We start from the raw sequence: 2,008 nt of genomic DNA on the forward strand, positions 1-2,008 counted from the left end.
CCCCGACCAGGGCGACCTGCCCCGCGCCGCCAACGGCTGAGCCGCCCCCGAACAATCGGTTTCAGCCGCGCCCCGCCCCTGTGATAACCTCGTCCACGTTGCAGCCGGTCCCGCCGGCGGCAGCTGAGCAGGATGGGCCTGTGGCGCAGCCCGGTAGCGCACCTCGTTCGCATCGAGGGGGTCAGGGGTTCAAATCCCCTCAGGTCCACAATGTAGAAACGCGGGTCCCCAGTCCGAATCGGACTGGGGACCCGCGTCGCATATGAAGCATTGATGGTAGTTGTAGGTGTGCGCACCACAGGCCCCGCGCCCGCAGGACCCTGGCCAGCCCGAATCCGGTGGGGCCTGCCTCGTACATCACCGCGACCGGTCCCGGCAACTGCCCGATCCAGCCGAGTACCTCACCGGATCCGGACAGAGCCGACGCTGGAGCAGTTCCCCGGTCACCGCGTCGATCGCACATGCCACCACGCTGCGGGCGTCCACGTTTATCCCAACGCTCGTACGCTCAGAAATCACCGGGGCCTCCCACAAATGTGGGCACTACCGACCGGAGTCCATTCGCCGGCAACCCAGACAACTCGCGAGCGTGGCCCCGGCCCTACGAACCCGGCACACATACGTACTGTCTAGTCGAGCAGCCCGTTGTAGTTCGGGAGCTCCCACGTTGAGTCGGCGTAGCCACCCTCGATGTCGACCGTGTTGTTGCCGATGTTGGCGATGATGTCGTAGCCGTCGGCCTCGAGTTTCTTGCGCTCGGCGGTCTTGAAGGTGTTGATCGACTCGAACAGCTGAATCGGGTTGCGGCTGTAGAGGCCGTCGATGTGATAGCCGTCGTGCGTGAGGTTGTACTCGGTGATCTCGTCGATCACGTCGGGGCGCGCGGTGATGAAGAAGAGCTTCACGCCCTTGGACGTCGCGTACTGGGCGATCGCGAGCACCTGCGGGGTGGCCGGGCTCGGGTAGCTTGGGTGGTAGTAGTTCTCCGTCGAGGTGTTGTCGATGTCCAGCACGATCGCCAGGTTCGACGTCGAAGAGGCCTCGTTGATGCGCTGCTGGATGTAGGCCATGGCGGGCGTGGTCACAGCCGTCACGTCCGACTGCCACTGCGCGAAGCTCGGCGCGGAGGCAGCGCTGGCGGGCGAGACGAGGCCCGCGACGAGACCGCCGGCGAGCACGGCCACCGCTGCAGAGCGGCAAAGGGTGCGAAGATTCATGAGGTGAGGTTTCCTTACCGATGAGTAGGAAGCGCAACGCCTCTTTATCGCGGAGCCGGGCGAACATCGGATGGCCTAGACCTGACCAGTTGACCTTTTGTGATCGGACACATTCGTACGAGTGCTTGATGAGAATCCTCATGGGGTCCCCACCCGCATCGGCACTCAGACGGCCGGGCCATCCGGCCCCGGCCGTGGAAACCCGAGCCCTGATATGGCTACTCGACGACGAGCGTGACCGGGATGTTGCCGCAGGCCACCTGGGCTCCACCTACGAGGATCGATCAACAGCCTTGAGTATCGTTGGCCCAGGTGTCCTTGCCCGACTCCGATATCGCGTTTCCGTCGCCCCGGCGGCCTCGAGCTCATCGAGCGGGAGCTGGGCGAGGTCCTGCTGCCGCTGAAGCCGAACAAGGTCCGCGGCGAGCTCACTCCCCGAGGACGGAAGGGCGAGAGCCGCCCGCTGCTTCCTAAGCTGACAGCACAGGCTCGTCGGGGCACTCTCGGACCATTCCCACGGGATGGGGGAGCACGAGGGGTCTCGCTCTGTGGGTTTGGTGGCCGTACCTGGAGCGCCGACTTGGTCCGCTACTGCTGCCAGGGCGCGAGCCGCTTCCTGCTGCGGGTCTACAGACAGACAGAGTGAAGATCAGGGTCGGATCAGGGCCGGTAATCCGAACTTGGTTACCGGCCCTGATTGCTTTTTGCGGCGGGTGGGGCCGTGCTCGGGGAGTGAACACGTGGCTGACGGCCGGGGGTGCGTTTTACGCTGCGGGTGCCCTGGCCGGGGG

At 65.2% G+C, this 2,008-nt stretch carries 1 protein-coding gene and 1 tRNA gene; one reads left to right on the top strand and one right to left on the bottom strand.

Annotated elements, in window-relative coordinates; genetic code table 11:
- The first annotated feature begins 134 nt into the window (after window positions 1-134).
- Window positions 135-208 (top strand) — tRNA-Ala (locus KDK95_RS34490).
- Window positions 209-629: 421 nt separating this feature from the next.
- Here the strand turns inward: KDK95_RS34490 and KDK95_RS34495 are convergent.
- A complete protein-coding gene (locus tag KDK95_RS34495; protein ID WP_212522563.1) occupies window positions 630-1,217 on the bottom strand; it encodes an HAD family acid phosphatase in 588 nt (195 codons plus the stop codon).
- Window positions 1,218-2,008 lie beyond the last annotated feature (791 nt).

Source organism: Actinospica acidithermotolerans, from assembly GCF_018139625.1.
GTDB classification, from domain to species: Bacteria; Actinomycetota; Actinomycetes; order Streptomycetales; family Catenulisporaceae; genus Actinospica; species Actinospica acidithermotolerans.